Here is a 17,748-nt window from a genome sequence, read left to right on the forward strand (position 1 = left end):
CGATACGGCTCCCCGGCGAAAGCCGGGGTCCAGATTGCGAAGCGCTGCCACGCGTGGACCGGGCTTTCGCCGGGGATCAATTGGCTGCCGAACAGGGATAATGGCCAATCCGTTTCGATCCATGATCTGTCGCCGGAAGCGCTTTCGGGCGTCCGCGCGCCCGTTCTGGCGCTCGATTTACCTCGGAATCGCCAATTTGGGGCGTGAATACCCGGTTTCACCCTAAAATACCCCTTTCCACCCCGAACGACTCTTGATAGGCAGGAATCGGAGAGGGGCAATCTCCGCCTGAGTCATTCGACCCGGAATCCTTGCGATTTCGGGATCAGGGAAGTTTTGCCCGGAGGCGCGAGAAACAGGGGCTGCAGCGATGGCGGTTGTAACGCCCGGACGATACTCGGGCACCAACTTCGCCGCGATCGATGGCAAGGGGCGGATCGCCGTCCCTTCGCAGTTCCGCAACAATGTGCCCCTCAATGCGGACGGTCAGCGCGTGCTCTGGGTCGGCTTCCATGAAAAGCTGCCCTGCCTGGTCGCCTATGGGCAGGACCAGTACGACCGCCTCTCCGACGAGATCGAGCGCGATCGCGACACCGCGCTCGCCCGCAATCTCGACTTCGACGAGGACGAGGCGTTCAAGAAGCGCTTCAGCTATACCGAGGCCTATACGCTCGACGACAGCGGGCGCTTCCTCCCCAACTTCACCGCGCGCGACCGCGTCGGAGAGGCGGGGGCGACCGCCTTCGTCGGATCGGGTCGCCGCTTCGAAATCTGGTGGCTGCCGACGCTTGCCGAATGCGCCGAGGCCGATCCGGTGCTCAAGCGGCTCGCGGCCGCCTGGGCCGAAACGAAGGGGAGGGCGCGCAAGTGACCGGGCTTCCCCGCGATCCTCGCCACGATCCGGTGCTGCGCGACGAGGTCGTCGCCGCGCTCGCCATCGGTCCGGGCGAGCGGCACGTCGATGCGACCTTCGGCGCCGGCGGCTATACCCGCGCGATGCTCGCGGCGGGGGCGGAGGTGATCGCCTGCGACCGCGACCCCGATGCGATCGCGGAGGGGCAGGCGCTGGTCGACGAGGCCGGCGGCCGGCTGACGCTGATTCACGGCCGTTTCGGCGAGATCGACCGCCTGCTCGCGGCGCGCGGGATCGATGCGATCGACGGCATCGCCTTCGACATCGGCGTGTCGTCGATGCAGCTCGACCGCGAAACGCGCGGCTTTTCCTTTCAGGCCGACGGCCCGCTCGACATGCGCATGGCGCAGGAGGGCGAAAGCGCCGCCGAGTGGCTGAACCGCGCCGACGAGAGCGAGATCGCCGACGTCCTCTATCATTATGGCGACGAGCGCCAGTCGCGCCGCGTCGCGCGCGCGATCGTCGCCGCGCGGCCGCTGTCGCGCACCGGCGAACTCGCGGCGGTGATCCGCAAGGCGCTGCGGCATCCGCCGGGCGCGCCGAAGGACCCGGCGACGAAAAGCTTTCAGGCGATCCGCATCCACATCAACGGCGAACTCGACGAACTGGTCGCGGGGCTGGAGGCGGCGGAACGCGTGCTGCGTCCCGGCGGCCGTCTTGCGGTGGTCAGCTTTCACAGCACCGAGGATCGCATCGTGAAGAATTTCCTGCGCGAACGCAGCGGCGGCGACGCCGGCGGTTCGCGCCACCGGCCCGCGCTTCTTCCTTCGGCGCGGGCCGCCACTTTCCACCCGCCCGCGCGCAAGCTGCGCCCGGGCAAGGCCGAAGAGGCGCGCAATCCGCGCGCGCGTTCGGCGACGCTGCGCAGCGCGGTGCGGACGGCGGCGCCCGCCTGGCCCGCGACGATGACGAAGGAGGCGATGTCATGCTGATGGCGGCCCGCAAGCTTCAGGGGATCGGCCTGGTCCTGCTGGTGCTGGTCTTCGCGATGATGCTCTACCCCGTGTCGCTCAAGGTCGCGGCGACGCGCAGCGAACTGTCGCGCATCGAAAAGCAGATCGACCGGACGCGCGACAATATCCGCTATCTCGAATCCGAACTGGCGGTGCGCGCGTCGATGCGCCAGCTCGAACAGTGGAACGCCGACACCTTCGGCTATTCGGCGCCCTCGGCGTCGCAATATCTGTCGAGCGAGACGCAGCTCGCCTCGATCGACCGCCTGCCGCGCGCGCGCGGCGCGAACGAGGTCGCGCCGGTGCTGATGGCGATGGTCAGCCCGGTCGGCACGCCCGAAGCCGCGCCCGCCCCGCCGGCCGCCGCGCGGCCCGCCGCCGAAAAGCCCGTCGTGCTCGCGCAGGCGGACAGCGCGGTGCGCAGCGACGCGCTGCCACACATGGCGCCGACGCGGCGGCGTGAACAGCTCAAGATGATCGAGGACCAGCTCCTCACCGAATCGACGCTCGCCGACCTCAAGCGTCAGGCGGCCCGCGAAGCGGCGGGAGGCAAGACGCCGCAATGAACACGCTGGTCGTCCGACCGACCCGGGTACGGACCGCGGGGGTGCGGCAGCAGATATTGCTGACCGCGCAGCAGCGTCTGATGATGCTGATGCTGCTGTTCATGGCGGCCTTTTTCCTTGTGTCGGTGCGGCTCGTCTATTTCGCGCTGTTCGACACTTCCGCCGGGCACCGCAACGGATCGGCGACCTTCGTGCCCGCGCGCGCCGACATCGTCGACCGCAACGGCGTGCCGCTGGCGCGGACGATCGACGGCTATTCGATCCGTGTCGTGCCGTCGAAGCTGCTCAACAGCCGGCCCTATCTGGCCGACGAGCTGCACCGGATCTTTCCAGACATGCCGCGCGAGGACCTGCTCGCAAAGCTGAACGGGCCGCGTCCCACCTATATCCGCCGCCGCGCGCTGCCCGATCAGGTCGCCGCGGTCAACGCGATCGGCGATGTCGGGTTCGACTTCCCGCGCGAGAAGGAGCGGCTCTATCCGCAGCTTTCGCTCGCCGCGCACGTGCTGGGCTTCACCAACGCCGACGGGCAGGGCGTCACCGGGGTCGAGGGCGCGTTCGAGGAACGGCTGACCGACAAGGCGACGCGCGGCGATCCGCTCGCGCTGTCGATCGACGCGCGCGTGCAGGGCGTACTCGAAAGCGAGCTGTCGAACGCCGTCGCCAATCTGGAGGCGATCGGCGGCGCCGGGCTGATCCTCGACGTCCACACGGGCGAAGTGCTGGCCATGACCTCGCTGCCCACCTATAATCCGAACAAGCTGGCGCCCGACAACGGCGGCGCGCGGCGCAACGCGGTGACCTATAACCTCTACGAGCTCGGTTCCACCTTCAAGCCGCTGTCGATCGGGGCGGCGATCGACAATGGCGTGGTGACCAGCATGGCGAAGCGCTACGACGCGACCCGGCCGCTCGCGATCGCCGGATTCCGCATCCGCGATTCGCACAGCATGGGCCGCTGGCTCAACGTGCCCGAAACGCTGATCCACAGCTCGAACGTCGTCACCGCGCAGATCGCCGACCAGCTCGGCCGCGAGAAGATGGAGGAACTGTTCCGCAATCTCGAGTTCGACAAGCGGCCGGGGATCGACATCAAGGAACGGGCGTTTCCGCTGTGGCCGCGCGACTGGGGCCGGCTGACGACGATGACGACCAGCTACGGCCACGGCATCGCGGTGACTCCGCTGCACCTCGCCAGCGCCTATGCGGCGCTCGTCAACGGTGGCATCTGGCGCCCGGCGACAATCCTCAAGCTGGGCGACAAGGCGCCGCCGCAGGGGCGCCGCGTGTTCAAGGCGTCGACCAGCGCACGGATGCGCCAGCTTCTCCGCCTGATCGTGTCCGACGGCACCGGGCGCCAGGCCGACGCGCCCGGCTTCCGCGTCGGCGGCAAGACGGGCAGCGCCGAAAAGCCGGGCGCGGGCGGGTATCGCCGCCATTCGCTCGTCTCGACCTTCGCCGCCGCCTTCCCGATGGACAATCCGCGCTACGTCGTCCTCGCGATGATCGACGAGCCGAAGGGCAACGCCTTCAGCTCGGGGCAGCGCACCGCCGGCTGGACCGCCGCGCCGGTGGTCCGGAAAGTGGTGATGCGCGCGGGGCCGATGCTCGGCGTCTTCCCCGACGAAAGCCGCGACGTCGACGTGTCCGAACTGACGCCGCTGCTCTGGAAGGGCGGGAAGGCGGACTGATGCGTCTCTCGGCGCTCCTCGACCCGCCGGGCCCCTCGGGTGCCGACCCGGTCGTCACCGGGCTCGCCATCGACCACCGCAAGGTCGCGCCGGGCACGATCTTCGGCGCCTTCGCCGGCGAACGGTTCAACGGTGAGGATTTCATCCCCGCCGCCATCGCGGCCGGCGCGATCGCCGTGGTCGCGCGGCCGGGGGCGACGGTGGCGGGCGCGGTGCACATCGCCGACCCCAACCCAAGGCGCGCCTTCGCGCACATCGCGGCGCGCTTCTTCCACCGCTTTCCGGCGACCTGCGTCGCGGTCACCGGCACCAACGGCAAGACCTCGACGGTCGAGATGACGCGCCAGCTCTGGCGCATGGCGGGCTTCCACGCCGCCTCGATCGGCACGCTGGGCATCACCACCTCGAACGACAGCGCCTCGACCGGGCTGACGACGCCCGACATCGTGACCTTCCTGTCGAACATGGCGGGGCTCGCCGCGGAAGGCGTGACGCACGCCGCGTTCGAGGCGTCGAGCCACGGCCTCGACCAGTATCGCACCGAAGGGGTGCCGGTGAAGGCGGCCGCCTTCACCAACCTCAGCCACGACCATCTCGATTATCATGGCGACATGGATGCCTATCTGGCCGCGAAGATGCGGCTGTTCCGCGAGGTGGTCGATCCGGACGGCGTCGCGGTGATCTGGGCCGACGATCTGTGGTCGGCGGCCGCGGAGTATGAGGCGAAGCAGCGCGGCCTGCGGATTCTGACGGTCGGGCGCGAGGGCGAGACGCTGCGGCTCGTCGCGCGCGAGCCGACCCAGCTCGGCCAGTCGCTGACGATCGCCGCGGGGCCGCTCGCGCAGAAGGTCACGCTGCCGCTGATCGGCGCCTATCAGGCCGCCAATGCGCTGGTCGCGGCGGGGCTCGTCATCGCGACCGGCGGCGACGTCCAGCAGACGCTGGCCAATCTCGCCCGTCTCCAGCCGGTGCGCGGCCGCCTCGAACGCGCGGCGATCACTCGCGCGGGCGCACCGGTCTATGTCGATTATGCCCACACGCCCGACGCGATCGCGGCGGCGCTCGACGCGCTGCGCCCGCATGCGAGCGGGCGGCTGATCCTCGTTTTCGGCGCCGGCGGCGACCGCGACCGCGACAAGCGGCCCGAGATGGGCCGGGTGGCGGCCGCCGGGGCCGACGTGCTGATCGTCACCGACGACAATCCGCGCGGCGAGGACCCCGCCGCCATCCGCGCCGCGATTGCGGCAGGCGCGCCCGATGCGCGCGTGATCGGCGACCGCCGCGCCGCGATCGCCGCCGCGATCGCCGAGGCGCGCGCCGACGACATCGTCTGCATCGCGGGCAAGGGGCACGAGCAGGGGCAGATCGTCGGCAGCGGCGCCGCGGCGCGCGTCATCCCCTTCGACGACGTCGCCGTCGCGCGGGAGGCGGCGGCATGACCCCGCTGTGGACCGCGCGCGCCATCGCCGCAGCCACCGGCGGCACCGCCAGCGCCGACTTCACCGTGCACGGCGTCGCCTTCGATTCGCGCGAGGTGACAAAGGGCGACCTGTTCATCGCGATGAAGGGCGAGGCGACCGACGGCCACAAGTTCATCGACAAGGCGATCGTCGCCGGCGCCGCGGGCATCGTCTGCGAAACCGCCATCGACCATCCGCACGTCCGCGTCGCCGACAGCGCGGCGGCACTGAATGCGCTGGGCATCGCGGCGCGTGCGCGCAGCCATGCCCGGATCGTCGGCGTCACCGGATCGGCGGGCAAGACGGGGACGAAGGAGGCGCTGTTCGCGGCGCTCGACCGCTTCCGCCCCGGCAAGGCGCATCGCTCGGTCAAGAGCTACAACAACCATGTCGGCGTGCCGCTCAGCCTCGCGCGCATGCCGGGGGCCGCCGACTTCGGCATCTTCGAGATGGGCATGAACCATGAAGGCGAACTTGCGGCGCTGACCCGCATGGTCCGCCCGCACGTCGCGATCGTCACCACCATCGCCCCGGCGCATATGGAATATTTCGGCAGCGAAGCGGCGATCGCCGACGCCAAGGGCGAGATTTTCGAGGGGCTCGAACCCGGCGGCACCGCGATCATCCCCTTCGACAGCCCGCATCATGCGCGGCTGCGCGCGAAGGCGGAGCAGCATGCCGCGCACATCGTCAGCTTCGGTTTCGGCGAGGGCGCGGACGTGCGCGCGGTCGACTGGCTGCCCGACGGACAGGGCGGCTCGCTGGTCACGGCGCAGGTGCAGGATGCGCTGCTCTGCTTCACCATCGCGCAGGCGGGGGCGCATTGGGTGTCGAACGCGCTGGCGGTGCTCGCGGCGGTCAAGGCGGTCGGCGGCGATCTGCCCGCGGCGGGGCTCGCCTTTGCCGAGATGGGCGGGCTCGCGGGACGCGGCGCACGCCACCGCGTCGCGGTGCCCGGCGGCGAGATTCGGGTCATCGACGAAAGCTATAACGCCAACCCCGCTTCGATGGCGGCGACCATCGGCCTGCTCGGCGACGAATCCGCCGGGCGCAAGGTGGCGATATTGGGGAGCATGAAGGAACTCGGCCCCGATGGCGCCGCCTATCACGAAGGGCTGGCCGCTCCGCTCGTCGCGGCGGGAGTGCAGTTCGCCCTGCTCGTCGGCGAAGAGATGGCGCCGCTCGCCAAAGCGCTTGAGGGGCGCGTCGATTTCGAGCATGTGCCCGCCCACGCGGACGCGACCGCGCGGCTGAAGGACGTGATCCGCGCCGGCGACGTCGTGCTGGTCAAGGGATCGAACAGCGTCGGCCTGTCGCATGTCGTCACGGCGCTGACCAACGGGGACTATTGATGTTATACTGGCTGGCGGAATGGCTTGGCTTTCCCGGGGCTCTCAACCTCATCCGCTACCTGAGCTTCCGCTCGGGCGCCGCCGTCGCGACCGCGCTGATCATCGGGCTGTGGATCGGGCCGCGCTTCATCCTGATGCTGCGCATGCGGCAGGGGAAGGGACAGCCGATCCGCGACGACGGCCCGCAAAGCCATCTGGCGAAACGCGGCACGCCGACGATGGGCGGGCTGATGATCCTGATTTCGCTGATGGTTTCGGCGCTATTGTGGATGGACCTGTCGAACCGCTTCGTCTGGGCCTGCCTGTTCGTCACCGGCGGCTTCGCGCTCGTCGGCTTCCTCGACGACCTCGACAAGGTGACCAAGTCGAGCCATCGCGGCATTCCGGGGCGCGTGCGGCTGGCGATCGAATTCGGCATCGCGGCGGTCGCGGTGCTGCTGATCGTGTCGCGCACCGGCACCGACCTCTATCTGCCCTTCTTCAGCGACGTCACCATCCCGCTCGGGCCCTTCTTCTATGTCTTCGCGATGGTGCTGATCGTCGGCTTCGGCAATGCGGTGAACCTGACCGACGGGCTCGATGGGCTCGCGACCTTTCCGGTGATGATCGCCAGCCTGACCTTCCTCGTCATCGTCTATCTGTCGGGCAATGCGAAGTTCGCGGGCTACCTCGGCATACCGCACGTGCCGGGGGCGGGCGAGCTCGCGATCTTCGCCGCGGCCATCATCGGCGCTTGCCTGGCTTTCCTGTGGTTCAATGCGCCGCCGGCGGCGGTGTTTATGGGTGACACCGGCAGCCTCGCGCTGGGCGGGGCGCTCGCGACGATGGCCGTCACCGCGCAGCACGAACTGGTGCTGGTCCTCGTCGGCGGGCTGTTCGTGGCCGAGGCGCTGTCGGTGATCATCCAGGTCTTCTGGTACAAACGCACCGGGCGGCGCGTCTTCCGCATGGCGCCGATTCACCATCATTTCGAGCAATTGGGATGGCCCGAATCGACCGTGGTCATCCGCTTCTGGATCGTCTCGATCGTCCTCGCGCTCGCGGGGCTCGCGACGCTCAAGCTGCGATGATCGCCGCGCGCGCCTTCGCCGGCCGCCGTTATGCGGTGCTCGGGCTGGCGCGCTCGGGCCTCGCCACGGTCGAGGCGCTGATCGCCGGCGGCGCGGGCGTCACCGCGTGGGACGACCGCGCCGACGCGCGCGACGCGGCGATGGCGCTCGGCGCCGACATCGGCGATCCGCTGGCGATCGACCTCGCCGGTTTCGCGGGCGTCGTGGTCTCGCCGGGGGTGCCGCTCAACCGCCATCCGATCGCCGACCATGCGCGCGCGGCGCACGTGCCGGTCATCGGCGACGTCGAACTGTTCGCGGAGGCGCGCGCCGATCTGCCCCCGCACAAGGTCGTCGGCATCACCGGCACCAACGGCAAGTCGACCGTCACCGCGCTGATTACCCATATGCTCCAGACGGCGGCGATCCCGGCGCTGATGGGCGGCAACATCGGCCTGCCGATCCTGACGCGCGATCCGTTGTCGCCAAATGAAAACGGCGTCGGCGTCTATGTGCTGGAACTGTCGAGCTATCAGATCGACCTGACGAGCAGCCTCGCCTGCGACGTGGCCGTGCTGTCCAACATCACGCCCGACCATCTCGACCGCTACGACGGTTTCGAAAGCTATGCCGCCTCGAAGGCGCGCCTCTTCGCGCTCCAGACCCCCGATCAGGTCGCGGTGATCGCGGTCGACGACGATCCGTCGCGGATGATCGCGGGGCGCGTCGCGCATCGGCTCCACCGCGTGTCGGCAAAGGATATCGACCCCGCCGACCAGGCGCGCTGGCCCGCGCTGCAGGGACCGCACAACGCACAGAACGCCGTCTGCGCGATCGCGGTGTGCCGCGTGCTGGGGCTGAACGACGAACAGATCGAGCGTGGGCTCGCGACCTACACCGCGCTCCCGCATCGCATGGAATGGGTCGGCGAAGCCCGTGGCGCCCGCTGGTACAACGACAGCAAGGCGACCAACGCGGCTTCCGCTGCACCGGCGCTGGCGGCCTTTCCGCCGGCGCCGGACCAGCGTCTGCACTGGATTGCCGGGGGGCGGGCGAAGGGCGACGGGCTCGCCGCCTGCCGCCCGTGGTTCGGCAACGTCAGGCGCGCCTATCTGATCGGCGAGGCGATGGACCCGTTCGCGGTCGAGATCGGCGACGCCATCGCGGTCGAACGGTCGGGCGACCTCGCGACCGCCGTCGCGCAGGCCGCCGCCGCCGTCCGGCCGGGCGACGTCGTGCTGCTGTCGCCCGCCTGCGCCTCCTTCGACCAGTTCGGGGATTATGAGCAGCGCGGCGACGCGTTCCGCGCGGCCGTTTTGGCGCTTGGCGAATGACGGCCTTTCATCTCCGTTCGTGTCGAGCGAAGTCGAGACGCCGCGAAGTCGTGCACGGCCGATGGACGTCTCGACTTCGCTCGACGCGAACGGACGGGGCAGGTGCCCGCCCGGTGTTGGCCAGGGCATGAGTGGGGAGCCGGACAGCATGAACGCCACCGAACGACCCGTCATCGCGGCGACGACCCGGACGGCGAAGCGCCGCGGGCCGCGGCTCAGCCGCGCCGACCGCACGCCGCTCGGCCTGTGGTTCTGGGAAATCGACCGGGTGCTGCTGCTCCTCGTCTCGATGCTGGTCGCGGTCGGGCTGGTCGCCGTCGCCGCCGCTTCGCCGGTCGCGGCGCAGAAACTGTCGACGACGACCGCCAGCCTCGATCCGCTCTATTATTTCTACCGCCAGCTGATGTGGGTGATCGTCGGCGTGCCGGTGATGCTCGCGGTGTCGATGCTGCCCAAGCCGCAGGCGCGGCGCTTCGCCATCTACGGCACGCTGACCTTCCTGATCCTGCTGTTCCTGGTGCCTCTGATCGGCGCCTCGGTGAACGGGGCGCAGCGCTGGCTCGGCAGCGGCATGTTCCGGCTGCAACCATCGGAATTCCTCAAGCCCTTCTTCGCGGTGTCGCTCGCGTGGATCCTGTCGCTGCGGCTCCACGACCAAAGCCTGCCGGTCGTGCCGCTCTCCTTCGTCCTGACCGGCATCATCGGGGTGCTGCTGATGGGACAGCCCGACCTGGGGCAGACGATCATCTTCATCGGTACCTGGCTGGTGCTGGTGATGGTCGCGGGGCTTTCGATGCGGATCATCGTGCTGCTCGCCACCGGCGGGCTCGCAGGGCTGGTCGTCGCCTATTTCACCTATTCGGTCGCGACCCAGCGCATCAACAGCTGGCTGTTCGGCGAAGGCGACAGCTTTCAGGAGGACAAGGCGCATGCGACGATCACCGCCGGCGGGCTGATCGGCACCGGCCCCGGCGCCGGGCTCGCCAAGTTCAAGCTGCCAGAGGCGCACACCGACTATATCTTCTCGGTGATCGGCGAGGAATTCGGGCTGATCGCGTGCCTTGCCATCGTCGTCCTCTATCTCGCGATCATCGTCCGCGTCCTCGTCCGCCTGCTCGACGAAGAGGACAGCTTCCTGATCCTCGCCGTCGCCGGCCTGATCGCGCAGTTCGGGGGGCAGGCGACGATCAACATGGCGGTGAACACCCAGCTTTTCCCGTCGAAGGGGATGACGCTGCCCTTCATCAGCTATGGCGGTTCCTCCTTCATCGCGCTGTCGATCGGCATGGGTTTGCTCTTGTCGCTGACCCGGCGGAACCCCTATGCCGCGCGGGTGTCCCTGACCCGCAACTGGAACAAGAAATGATCGCCCGCCGATGACCGCGACCCGCCACTTCCTCCTCGCCGCCGGCGGCACCGGCGGCCATATGCTGCCCGCCTATGCGCTGGCGGGCGAACTGATCGCGCGCGGGCACCGCGTGGCGCTGGTCAGCGACGACCGCGGCCTCAGGATTCCGGGCGCGCCCGCCAAACTCGAAACGCATGTGCTGCCCGCCGGCCGCGTCCACGGCGGCCCCGTCGGCTGGGTCAAGGCGGCGCTGGCGATCCGCAAGGGGCGCCGGCAGGCGATCGAACTGATCGGCGAATTCGACCCGGCCGTCGTCGTCGGCTTCGGCGGCTATCCCTCGCTGCCCAGCCTGCTCGCCGCGGGGGCGACGCGGCGGCCGCGCGTGATCCACGAACAGAATGCGGTGCTCGGCCGCGTCAACCGGCTGATGGCGCCGCGCGTCGACGCGGTGGCCGTCGCCTACCGCAACATCCACCGCTTCCCCGAAAAGCAGGCGATGAAGCGCCACCTCACCGGCAATCCGGTACGCGAGGAGATCGTCGCGATCCGCGAGGAAGGCTTCCCGCCGCTGCCCGAGGACGGCATCGTCCGCCTGCTCGTCGTCGGCGGCAGCCTCGGCGCCACGGTGCTGAGCGAGGTCGTGCCCGCCGCGATCGCGATGCTGCCCCCCGCGTTGCTCGAACGGCTCCAGGTCGTGCAGCAGGCGCGCGAGGCGGATATCGAGGGCGTGCGCGCCCGCTATGCCGAACTCGGCGTCGCGGCCGAATGCGCGCCCTATATCGCCGACCTGCCCGAACGGCTGCGCTGGGCGCATCTGTTCATCGGCCGCGCCGGCGCCTCGACCGTCGCCGAACTGGCCTGCGCGGGCCGCCCGGCGATCTTCGTCCCCTATCCGCACGCGATGGACGATCACCAGCGCTGGAACGTCGTCGACCTGGTCGAGGCGGGGGGCGCTATCGCCTTCGCGCAGCAGGATTTCACCCCCGCCGCGGTCGCCAAGCATATCCAGCGCATGGCGCTCGAACCCGGCGCGCTCGAAGCGGCGGCCGAACATGCGGTGGGCTGCGGCCTGCCTGACGCGACGCGTGACCTCGCCGACCTCGTCGAATCCTTCGCGCCGCCGCCGCTGATGGACGTGATCCGCGTCGGCGCCAGCGCCCAGCGCGCACCGGCAAGCGGCGTCGCCGCGGCGCGGGAGGCGAACTGATGCGCGGCGTCGCGACCGATATCGGCATCATCCACTTCATCGGCATCGGCGGCATCGGCATGTCGGGGATCGCCGAGGTGATGCACAACCTCGGCTATCAGGTGCAGGGCAGCGACATCGCCGAATCCTATGTCGTCGAGGGGCTGCGCAAGCGCGGGATCAAGGTGGCGATCGGCCACGCCCCCGAAAATGTCGAGGGGGTCGCGGTCGTCGTCACCTCGACCGCGGTCCAGCGCGGCAATCCGGAGGTCGAGGCGGCGCTCGCGCAGCGCGTGCCGATCGTCCGCCGCGCCGAGATGCTTGCCGAACTGATGCGGCTCAAATCGACCGTCGCCATCGCCGGGACGCACGGCAAGACGACGACCACCAGTCTCGTCGCCGCGCTGCTCGATGCGGGCGGGATCGACCCGACGGTCATCAACGGCGGCATCATCAACAGCTATGGCTCGAACGCACGGCTCGGCGCGTCCGACTGGATGGTGGTCGAGGCCGACGAGAGCGACGGCAGCTTCCTGCGCCTCGACGGGACGATCGCGGTCGTCACCAACATCGACCCCGAACATCTCGACCACTACGGCAGCTTCGACGCGATCAAGGCGGCTTTCGTCGAGTTCATCGAGAATGTGCCCTTCTACGGCGCCGCGATGCTCTGCCTCGACCATCCGGAGGTGCAGGCGATCATCCCGCGCATCCGCGACCGCCGCATCGTCACCTACGGCTTCTCCGCGCAGGCCGACGTGCGCGGCACCAATGTGACGCCGGGACCCGACGGCAACCGCTTCGACGTCGTGGTGCGGGACCGCGACGGGGGCAGCCGGACGATCGAGGGCATCCACCTGCCGATGGCGGGCCGCCACAATGTCCAGAACGCGCTCGCGGCGGTCGCGGTGGCGCTGCACATGGGCGTGCCCGATGCGCGCATCGTGTCGGGCTTCGAGGGGTTCGCGGGGGTCAAGCGCCGCTTCACCCGCGTCGGTGAGATCGCCGCTGACGGCGGCGCCGTGACGGTGATCGACGATTACGGCCACCACCCGGTCGAGATCCGCGCCGTGCTCGCCGCCGCGCGCGAGGGCGCGGGGATGGGGCGCGTCGTCGCGGTGGTCCAGCCGCACCGATTTACACGTCTTCGCGACCATATGGACGAGTTCCAGCAGGCGTTCAACGACGCCGACATCGTCTATGCGCTGCCGGTCTACGCGGCGGGCGAAGCGCCGATCGAGGGGGTGACGTCGGCGGCGCTCGTCGAGGGGCTGCGCGACCGCGGCCACCGCGACGTCGCCTTCGTCCCCGACGCCGCGGCGCTCGCCGCGACGGTCGCCGGGGCGATCGCGGCGGGGCAGATCGGCGCCGGCGACCGGATCATCTGCCTCGGCGCGGGCGACATCACGAAGATCGCGGCAGGACTGGCGGCGGCGGTGGAGGGGCAGGCATGACGTCCGATCCCAAAGCCGTTCGTCCTGAGCCTGTCGAAGGACAGTCCTTTTCTCGTGCGGAGGAAAAAGGGAAGATCGGCCCTTCGACAGGCTCAGGGCAAACGGCATTTGGGAATGTCCGCGGCAAGCTCACCCCCGATGCCCCGCTGGCGCCGCTCGTCTGGTTCAAGGCGGGCGGTCCCGCCGGCTGGCTGTTCGAGCCGAAGGATGCCGACGACCTGTCCGCCTTCCTGCGGGATCTCGACCCCGCGATCCCCGTCATGGCGCTCGGACTCGGCTCGAACCTGATCGTCCGCGACGGCGGCTTCCCCGGCGTCGTCGTGCGGCTGGGCAAGGCGTTCGCGACGGTCGCGGCGGTCGATGCGACGACGCTGCGCTGCGGCGGCGGCGCCTCGGGCATCCTCGTCTCCTCGACCGCGCGCGACGCCGGCATCGCGGGGCTCGAATTCCTGCGCTCGATCCCCGGCACCGTCGGCGGCTTCGTGCGCATGAACGGCGGCGCATACGGCAGCGAGGTCAAGGACATATTGGTCGAGGCCGAGGTCGTGCTGCGCTCCGGCGAGCGCCGCACCCTGCCGCTCGCCGACCTCGGCTACAGCTATCGCCACAGCGCCTTGCCCGCGGGCGCGGTGGTGATCGGCGCGACCTTTCGCGGCCGCCCCGGCGACCCGCGGGCGATCCAGGCCGAGATGGACCGCATATCGGCGAGCCGCGAGGCGTCGCAGCCGCTGCGTTCGCGCACCGGCGGCTCGACCTTCAAGAATCCCGAGGGGCACAAGGCGTGGCAGCTCGTCGACGCGGCCGGCTGCCGCGGGCTCACGGTCGGCGGCGCGCAGGTCAGCGAAAAGCACACCAATTTCCTCATCAACACCGGCACCGCGACCAGCGCCGACATCGAGGCGCTGGGCGAAGAGGTGCGCCGCCGGGTGAAGGCGAACAGCGGCATAGACCTGCAATGGGAGATTCAGCGCGTGGGAGTGGAGACGTGAGCGTGGCAATCAAAATCCTCCCCGCTTGCGGGGAGGGGGACCGCAAAGCGGTGGAGGGGGCTGGCGTCCTCAAACAGCGTCGGCGGGCCGCGATAGCTCCCTCCGTCAGCCGCTTCGCGCCTGCCACCTCCCCGCAAGCGGGGAGGACTTTCCGATGACTCGTGGCCCCTGGCATGTCGCCGTGCTGATGGGCGGCTGGTCCGCCGAGCGCGAGGTGTCGCTGATGAGCGGCAAGGGCATCGCCGACGCGCTCGAATCGCGCGGGCACCGGGTGACGCGCATCGACATGGGCCGCGACGTCGCGCAGCGGCTGGCAGAGGCGAATCCCGACGTCGTGTTCAACGCGCTCCACGGCGTGCCGGGCGAGGACGGGACGGTGCAGGGCATGCTCGACCTGATGGGCCTGAAATACACCCACAGCGGCCTCGTCACCTCGGTGATCGCGATCGACAAGGAATTGACGAAACAGGCGCTGGTGCCGCATGGCGTTCCGATGCCGGCGGGGACCATGGTCGACAGCGAAAGCCTCTTTTCCATCGACCCGCTGCCGCGTCCCTATGTGCTGAAGCCCGTCAACGAAGGCTCGTCGGTCGGGGTCGCCATCGTCAGGGACGACAGCAATTACGGCAACCCGATCGCGCGCGACGCCGTGGGGCCGTGGCAGGCGTTCGACCGGCTGCTGGCCGAACCTTTCATCAAGGGGCGCGAACTGACCGTCGCGGTGCTGCGCGACGAAGCGCTCGGCGTCACCGAACTGCGCGTGAAATCGGGCTTCTACGATTATGACGCCAAATATACCGACGGCCTGACCCAGCATGTCTGCCCCGCCGACGTGCCCGAAGAGGTGGCGCAGCGGATGAAGGACCTGGCACTCCAGGCGCATCGCATCCTCGGCTGCAAGGGGGCGTCGCGCTCGGATTTCCGCTGGGACGACGAACATGGCCTGGCGGGCATCTATCTGCTCGAGGTCAACACCCAGCCCGGCATGACGCCGCTCAGCCTCGTGCCCGAACAGGCGCGGGCGATCGGCATCGACTATGCCGAGCTGGTCGAACGCATCGTGGAGGACGCCCTGTGAGCAGCACGCGGATCAAGCGCGCCAAGGCCCCGCCGCGCCGCCCGGTCCGGGCGCCGCGCAAGCGCAGGCGGGTCCAGACCTCGCGCCTCGACGCGATCATCAACGCGCTGCCGGTGCGGCCCGCGACGCTTCAGCGGATCGCCAACTGGACGATCGGCCTCAGCCTGTTCGCGGTCGCCGGACTTGCCGCCCATGCGACGGGGGTCACGGCAAAGGTGCAGGAGGAATGGGCGCAGGCGGTCGGCCGCGCGGGGTTCCAGGTGCGCAAGGTCGAGGTCGTCGGCGCCGACCGCATCGACCGGCTGAAAGTCTATGACATCGCGCTCGCACAGAAGGATCGCTCGATGGCGGCGGTCGATCTGGAGGGGGTGCGCCACGACCTGATGCAATATGGCTGGATCAAGGATGCGCGCGTGTCGCGGCGGCTGCCCGATACGCTGGTCGTCGATATCGTCGAGCGCTCCCCCGCCGCGATCTGGCAGAATGCGGGCCGCCTGTCGCTGATCGACGAAAAGGGCGTCGTCCTCGAACCCGTTTCGGTCGCGACCATGCCCGACCTGCCGCTGGTCATCGGCCCCAGCGCCAACCGCCGCGCGCAGGACCTCGACCGGCTGCTGGCAGAGGCGAGCAGCCTCAAGGAACTGCTGGCGGGCGCGACCTGGGTCGGCAACCGCCGCTGGGACCTGCGGTTCCGCAGCGGCGAGACGCTGTCGCTGCCCGAAGGCGAGACGGAGGCGAAGCGCGCGCTCGCCAAATTCGCGCATATGGACGGCGCCAACCGGCTGCTCGGCCGCGGCATCCTGCGCTTCGACATGCGCGATCCCAGCCGTTTCGTGCTACGCCTGCCGCACGAGGGGCAGGTGGCGCCCGCGAAGCTCGACGCCGCGCGCGCGGCCGCCGATGCCGTCGCGGCGAGCACCGCGAACGAGGGGTAGGACGATGGCGCCGCCGCGCATCGAAAAGATCATCACCGCGCTCGATGTCGGGTCGTGGAAGGTCTGCGCGCTGATCGCGGGACAGACCGCCGACGGCCAGCTGCACGTCCTCGGCACCGGACAGCGCGAGAGCCGCGGCGTCCAGCGCGGCTATGTCGCCGACATGGAGCAGACCGAGCATGTCGTGCGCGAGGCGATCGAGCAGGCCGAGCGCATCGCGGGACTCAACATCGACGATGTGTGGGTATCCTTCTCCGCCGGCTGCCTGATCAGCGACGTCGCGCCGATCGAGAGCGAACTCGGCGGCCACCGCATCGAACAGGAGGATGTCGACGACCTGCTCGCCGCGGGCCGCGCCGGCATCGACCCGGAAGGGCGGATGATCCTGCACGCGCAGCCCGCGCTCTACACGCTCGACGGGCTCGCCGGGGTCAAGAACCCGATCGGGCTCCACGCCGACCGGCTGGGGGTCGACATCCACATCATCATGGCCGACGGCGCGCCGGTGCGGAATCTGGAGGTCGCGGTGCGGCAGGCGCATCTCGACGTCAACGCCGTGGTCGCCGCGCCGATCGCGGCCGGGCTCGCCTGCCTGTCGGACGAGGAACGCGACCTCGGCGTCGCGCTCGTCGAACTCGGCGCGTCGGTGACGACCGTGTCGCTCTATGCCGGGGGGATGCTCGTCGAGATGGCGTCGCTGCCCTTCGGCGCCAGCGACATCACCGACGACATCGCCTCCGCCTTCGGCATCCGCCGCAGCCAGGCGCAGCGGCTCCAGAGCTTCTACGGCTCCGCGTCCGCCAGCCCGCGCGACAATAACGAGGTGATCGAACTCGATCCCGGCGCCCCCGCGGGCGGCGAATCGCCGCGCATCACCCGCGCGCAGCTCGTCGCGGTGATCCGCCAGCGGCTTGACACGATGATGGGGGAGATCGGCCGGACGCTCAAGGACCTGCATTTCGTCGGCCCGGTGGGCCGGCAGGTCGTGCTGGTCGGCGGCGGCGCCGACCTCAAGGGCATCGCCGACTATACCCAGAGCGCGCTCGGCCGCGCCGCGCGCATCGGACGGCCGCGCGGCTTGCACGGCCTGCCCGATGCCCACTCGGGACCGGCTTTCGCGACGCTGGCGGGTCTGGTTCTCTATGCCGCGTCGGACCCCGTCGACCTGCGGGACCTGCCGATGATGGCGCAGGATATCTATCGCCCGAAGGGCGCCGGCATCCTCCAGCGGTTGATGGCTGCGCTCAAAAGCAGCTTTTGATCGCAGCGAACGTGAAAGGTTAATTTTTTGGGTGATTCCGGCGTCACAATAGTGCAATGCGGGGACTTAAGTGCGGCCCTGTCTGTGGTAAACCTCGAACATGGCATAGACGGGTCCGCATCCTTGAATCCGGGCGGCGGGACCACCGCCCGTTGGGTCGCATGGTGAGGCTGGCGGCA

Annotated in this window: 15 protein-coding genes; all 15 read left to right on the plus strand. The window is 69.6% G+C overall.

Annotated elements, in window-relative coordinates:
- Positions 1 to 370: 370 nt before the first annotated feature.
- The 15 genes from C3E99_RS04130 to ftsA all read left to right on the plus strand — a co-directional run bounded on the left by C3E99_RS04130 (position 371) and on the right by ftsA (position 17,569).
- On the plus strand, positions 371 to 871 hold the full coding sequence (locus C3E99_RS04130; protein WP_067105580.1) for a division/cell wall cluster transcriptional repressor MraZ: 501 nt from the start codon (positions 371 to 373) through the stop codon (positions 869 to 871).
- Positions 868 to 1,845, plus strand: coding sequence for a 16S rRNA (cytosine(1402)-N(4))-methyltransferase RsmH (rsmH, locus tag C3E99_RS04135; RefSeq protein WP_067105578.1), 978 nt, complete (start codon positions 868 to 870; stop codon positions 1,843 to 1,845). The genes C3E99_RS04130 and rsmH overlap by 4 nt, the downstream gene beginning before the upstream one ends.
- Positions 1,839 to 2,432, plus strand: a complete 594-nt coding sequence (locus C3E99_RS04140) for a hypothetical protein (protein WP_067105575.1) — start codon at positions 1,839 to 1,841, stop codon at positions 2,430 to 2,432. Before rsmH ends, C3E99_RS04140 begins: the two co-directional genes overlap by 7 nt.
- Positions 2,429 to 4,123 carry a peptidoglycan D,D-transpeptidase FtsI family protein gene (locus C3E99_RS04145; RefSeq protein WP_067105573.1) on the plus strand — a complete coding sequence of 565 codons (1,695 nt, stop codon included), beginning with the start codon at positions 2,429 to 2,431 and terminating at the stop codon, positions 4,121 to 4,123. Before C3E99_RS04140 ends, C3E99_RS04145 begins: the two co-directional genes overlap by 4 nt.
- Complete coding sequence (locus C3E99_RS04150; protein ID WP_076074591.1) at positions 4,123 to 5,562, plus strand: UDP-N-acetylmuramoyl-L-alanyl-D-glutamate--2,6-diaminopimelate ligase; 1,440 nt, start codon at positions 4,123 to 4,125, stop codon at positions 5,560 to 5,562. The genes C3E99_RS04145 and C3E99_RS04150 overlap by 1 nt, the downstream gene beginning before the upstream one ends.
- Positions 5,559 to 6,935: a UDP-N-acetylmuramoyl-tripeptide--D-alanyl-D-alanine ligase gene (locus C3E99_RS04155; protein ID WP_076074593.1), complete on the plus strand. Its 1,377-nt coding sequence runs from the start codon at positions 5,559 to 5,561 to the stop codon at positions 6,933 to 6,935. Before C3E99_RS04150 ends, C3E99_RS04155 begins: the two co-directional genes overlap by 4 nt.
- A complete protein-coding gene (gene mraY, locus C3E99_RS04160; protein WP_104959450.1) occupies positions 6,935 to 8,005 on the plus strand; it encodes a phospho-N-acetylmuramoyl-pentapeptide-transferase in 1,071 nt (356 codons plus the stop codon). Before C3E99_RS04155 ends, mraY begins: the two co-directional genes overlap by 1 nt.
- Entirely contained in the window at positions 8,002 to 9,318 is a 1,317-nt protein-coding gene (gene murD / locus C3E99_RS04165) for a UDP-N-acetylmuramoyl-L-alanine--D-glutamate ligase (protein ID WP_067105565.1), read from the plus strand. The genes mraY and murD overlap by 4 nt, the downstream gene beginning before the upstream one ends.
- A 148-nt stretch (positions 9,319 to 9,466) precedes the next feature.
- Positions 9,467 to 10,684, plus strand: a complete 1,218-nt coding sequence (locus C3E99_RS04175) for an FtsW/RodA/SpoVE family cell cycle protein (protein ID WP_104959451.1) — start codon at positions 9,467 to 9,469, stop codon at positions 10,682 to 10,684.
- A gap of 10 nt (positions 10,685 to 10,694) precedes the next feature.
- On the plus strand, positions 10,695 to 11,873 hold the full coding sequence (gene murG / locus C3E99_RS04180; protein ID WP_076074598.1) for an undecaprenyldiphospho-muramoylpentapeptide beta-N-acetylglucosaminyltransferase: 1,179 nt from the start codon (positions 10,695 to 10,697) through the stop codon (positions 11,871 to 11,873).
- Positions 11,873 to 13,306 carry a UDP-N-acetylmuramate--L-alanine ligase gene (gene murC, locus C3E99_RS04185; protein ID WP_104959452.1) on the plus strand — a complete coding sequence of 478 codons (1,434 nt, stop codon included), beginning with the start codon at positions 11,873 to 11,875 and terminating at the stop codon, positions 13,304 to 13,306. Before murG ends, murC begins: the two co-directional genes overlap by 1 nt.
- A complete protein-coding gene (gene murB / locus C3E99_RS04190) occupies positions 13,303 to 14,295 on the plus strand; it encodes a UDP-N-acetylmuramate dehydrogenase (RefSeq protein ID WP_234002595.1) in 993 nt (330 codons plus the stop codon). The genes murC and murB overlap by 4 nt, the downstream gene beginning before the upstream one ends.
- 154 nt (positions 14,296 to 14,449) lie before the next feature.
- Positions 14,450 to 15,373, plus strand: coding sequence for a D-alanine--D-alanine ligase (locus C3E99_RS04195; protein WP_076074605.1), 924 nt, complete (start codon positions 14,450 to 14,452; stop codon positions 15,371 to 15,373).
- Positions 15,370 to 16,308: a cell division protein FtsQ/DivIB gene (locus C3E99_RS04200; RefSeq protein WP_067113106.1), complete on the plus strand. Its 939-nt coding sequence runs from the start codon at positions 15,370 to 15,372 to the stop codon at positions 16,306 to 16,308. The genes C3E99_RS04195 and C3E99_RS04200 overlap by 4 nt, the downstream gene beginning before the upstream one ends.
- A gap of 4 nt (positions 16,309 to 16,312) precedes the next feature.
- A complete protein-coding gene (gene ftsA / locus C3E99_RS04205; RefSeq protein WP_067113103.1) occupies positions 16,313 to 17,569 on the plus strand; it encodes a cell division protein FtsA in 1,257 nt (418 codons plus the stop codon).
- Positions 17,570 to 17,748: the final 179 nt, after the last annotated feature.

This window comes from Sphingopyxis sp. MG, assembly GCF_002953155.1.
Taxonomy (GTDB): domain Bacteria; phylum Pseudomonadota; class Alphaproteobacteria; order Sphingomonadales; family Sphingomonadaceae; genus Sphingopyxis; species Sphingopyxis granuli.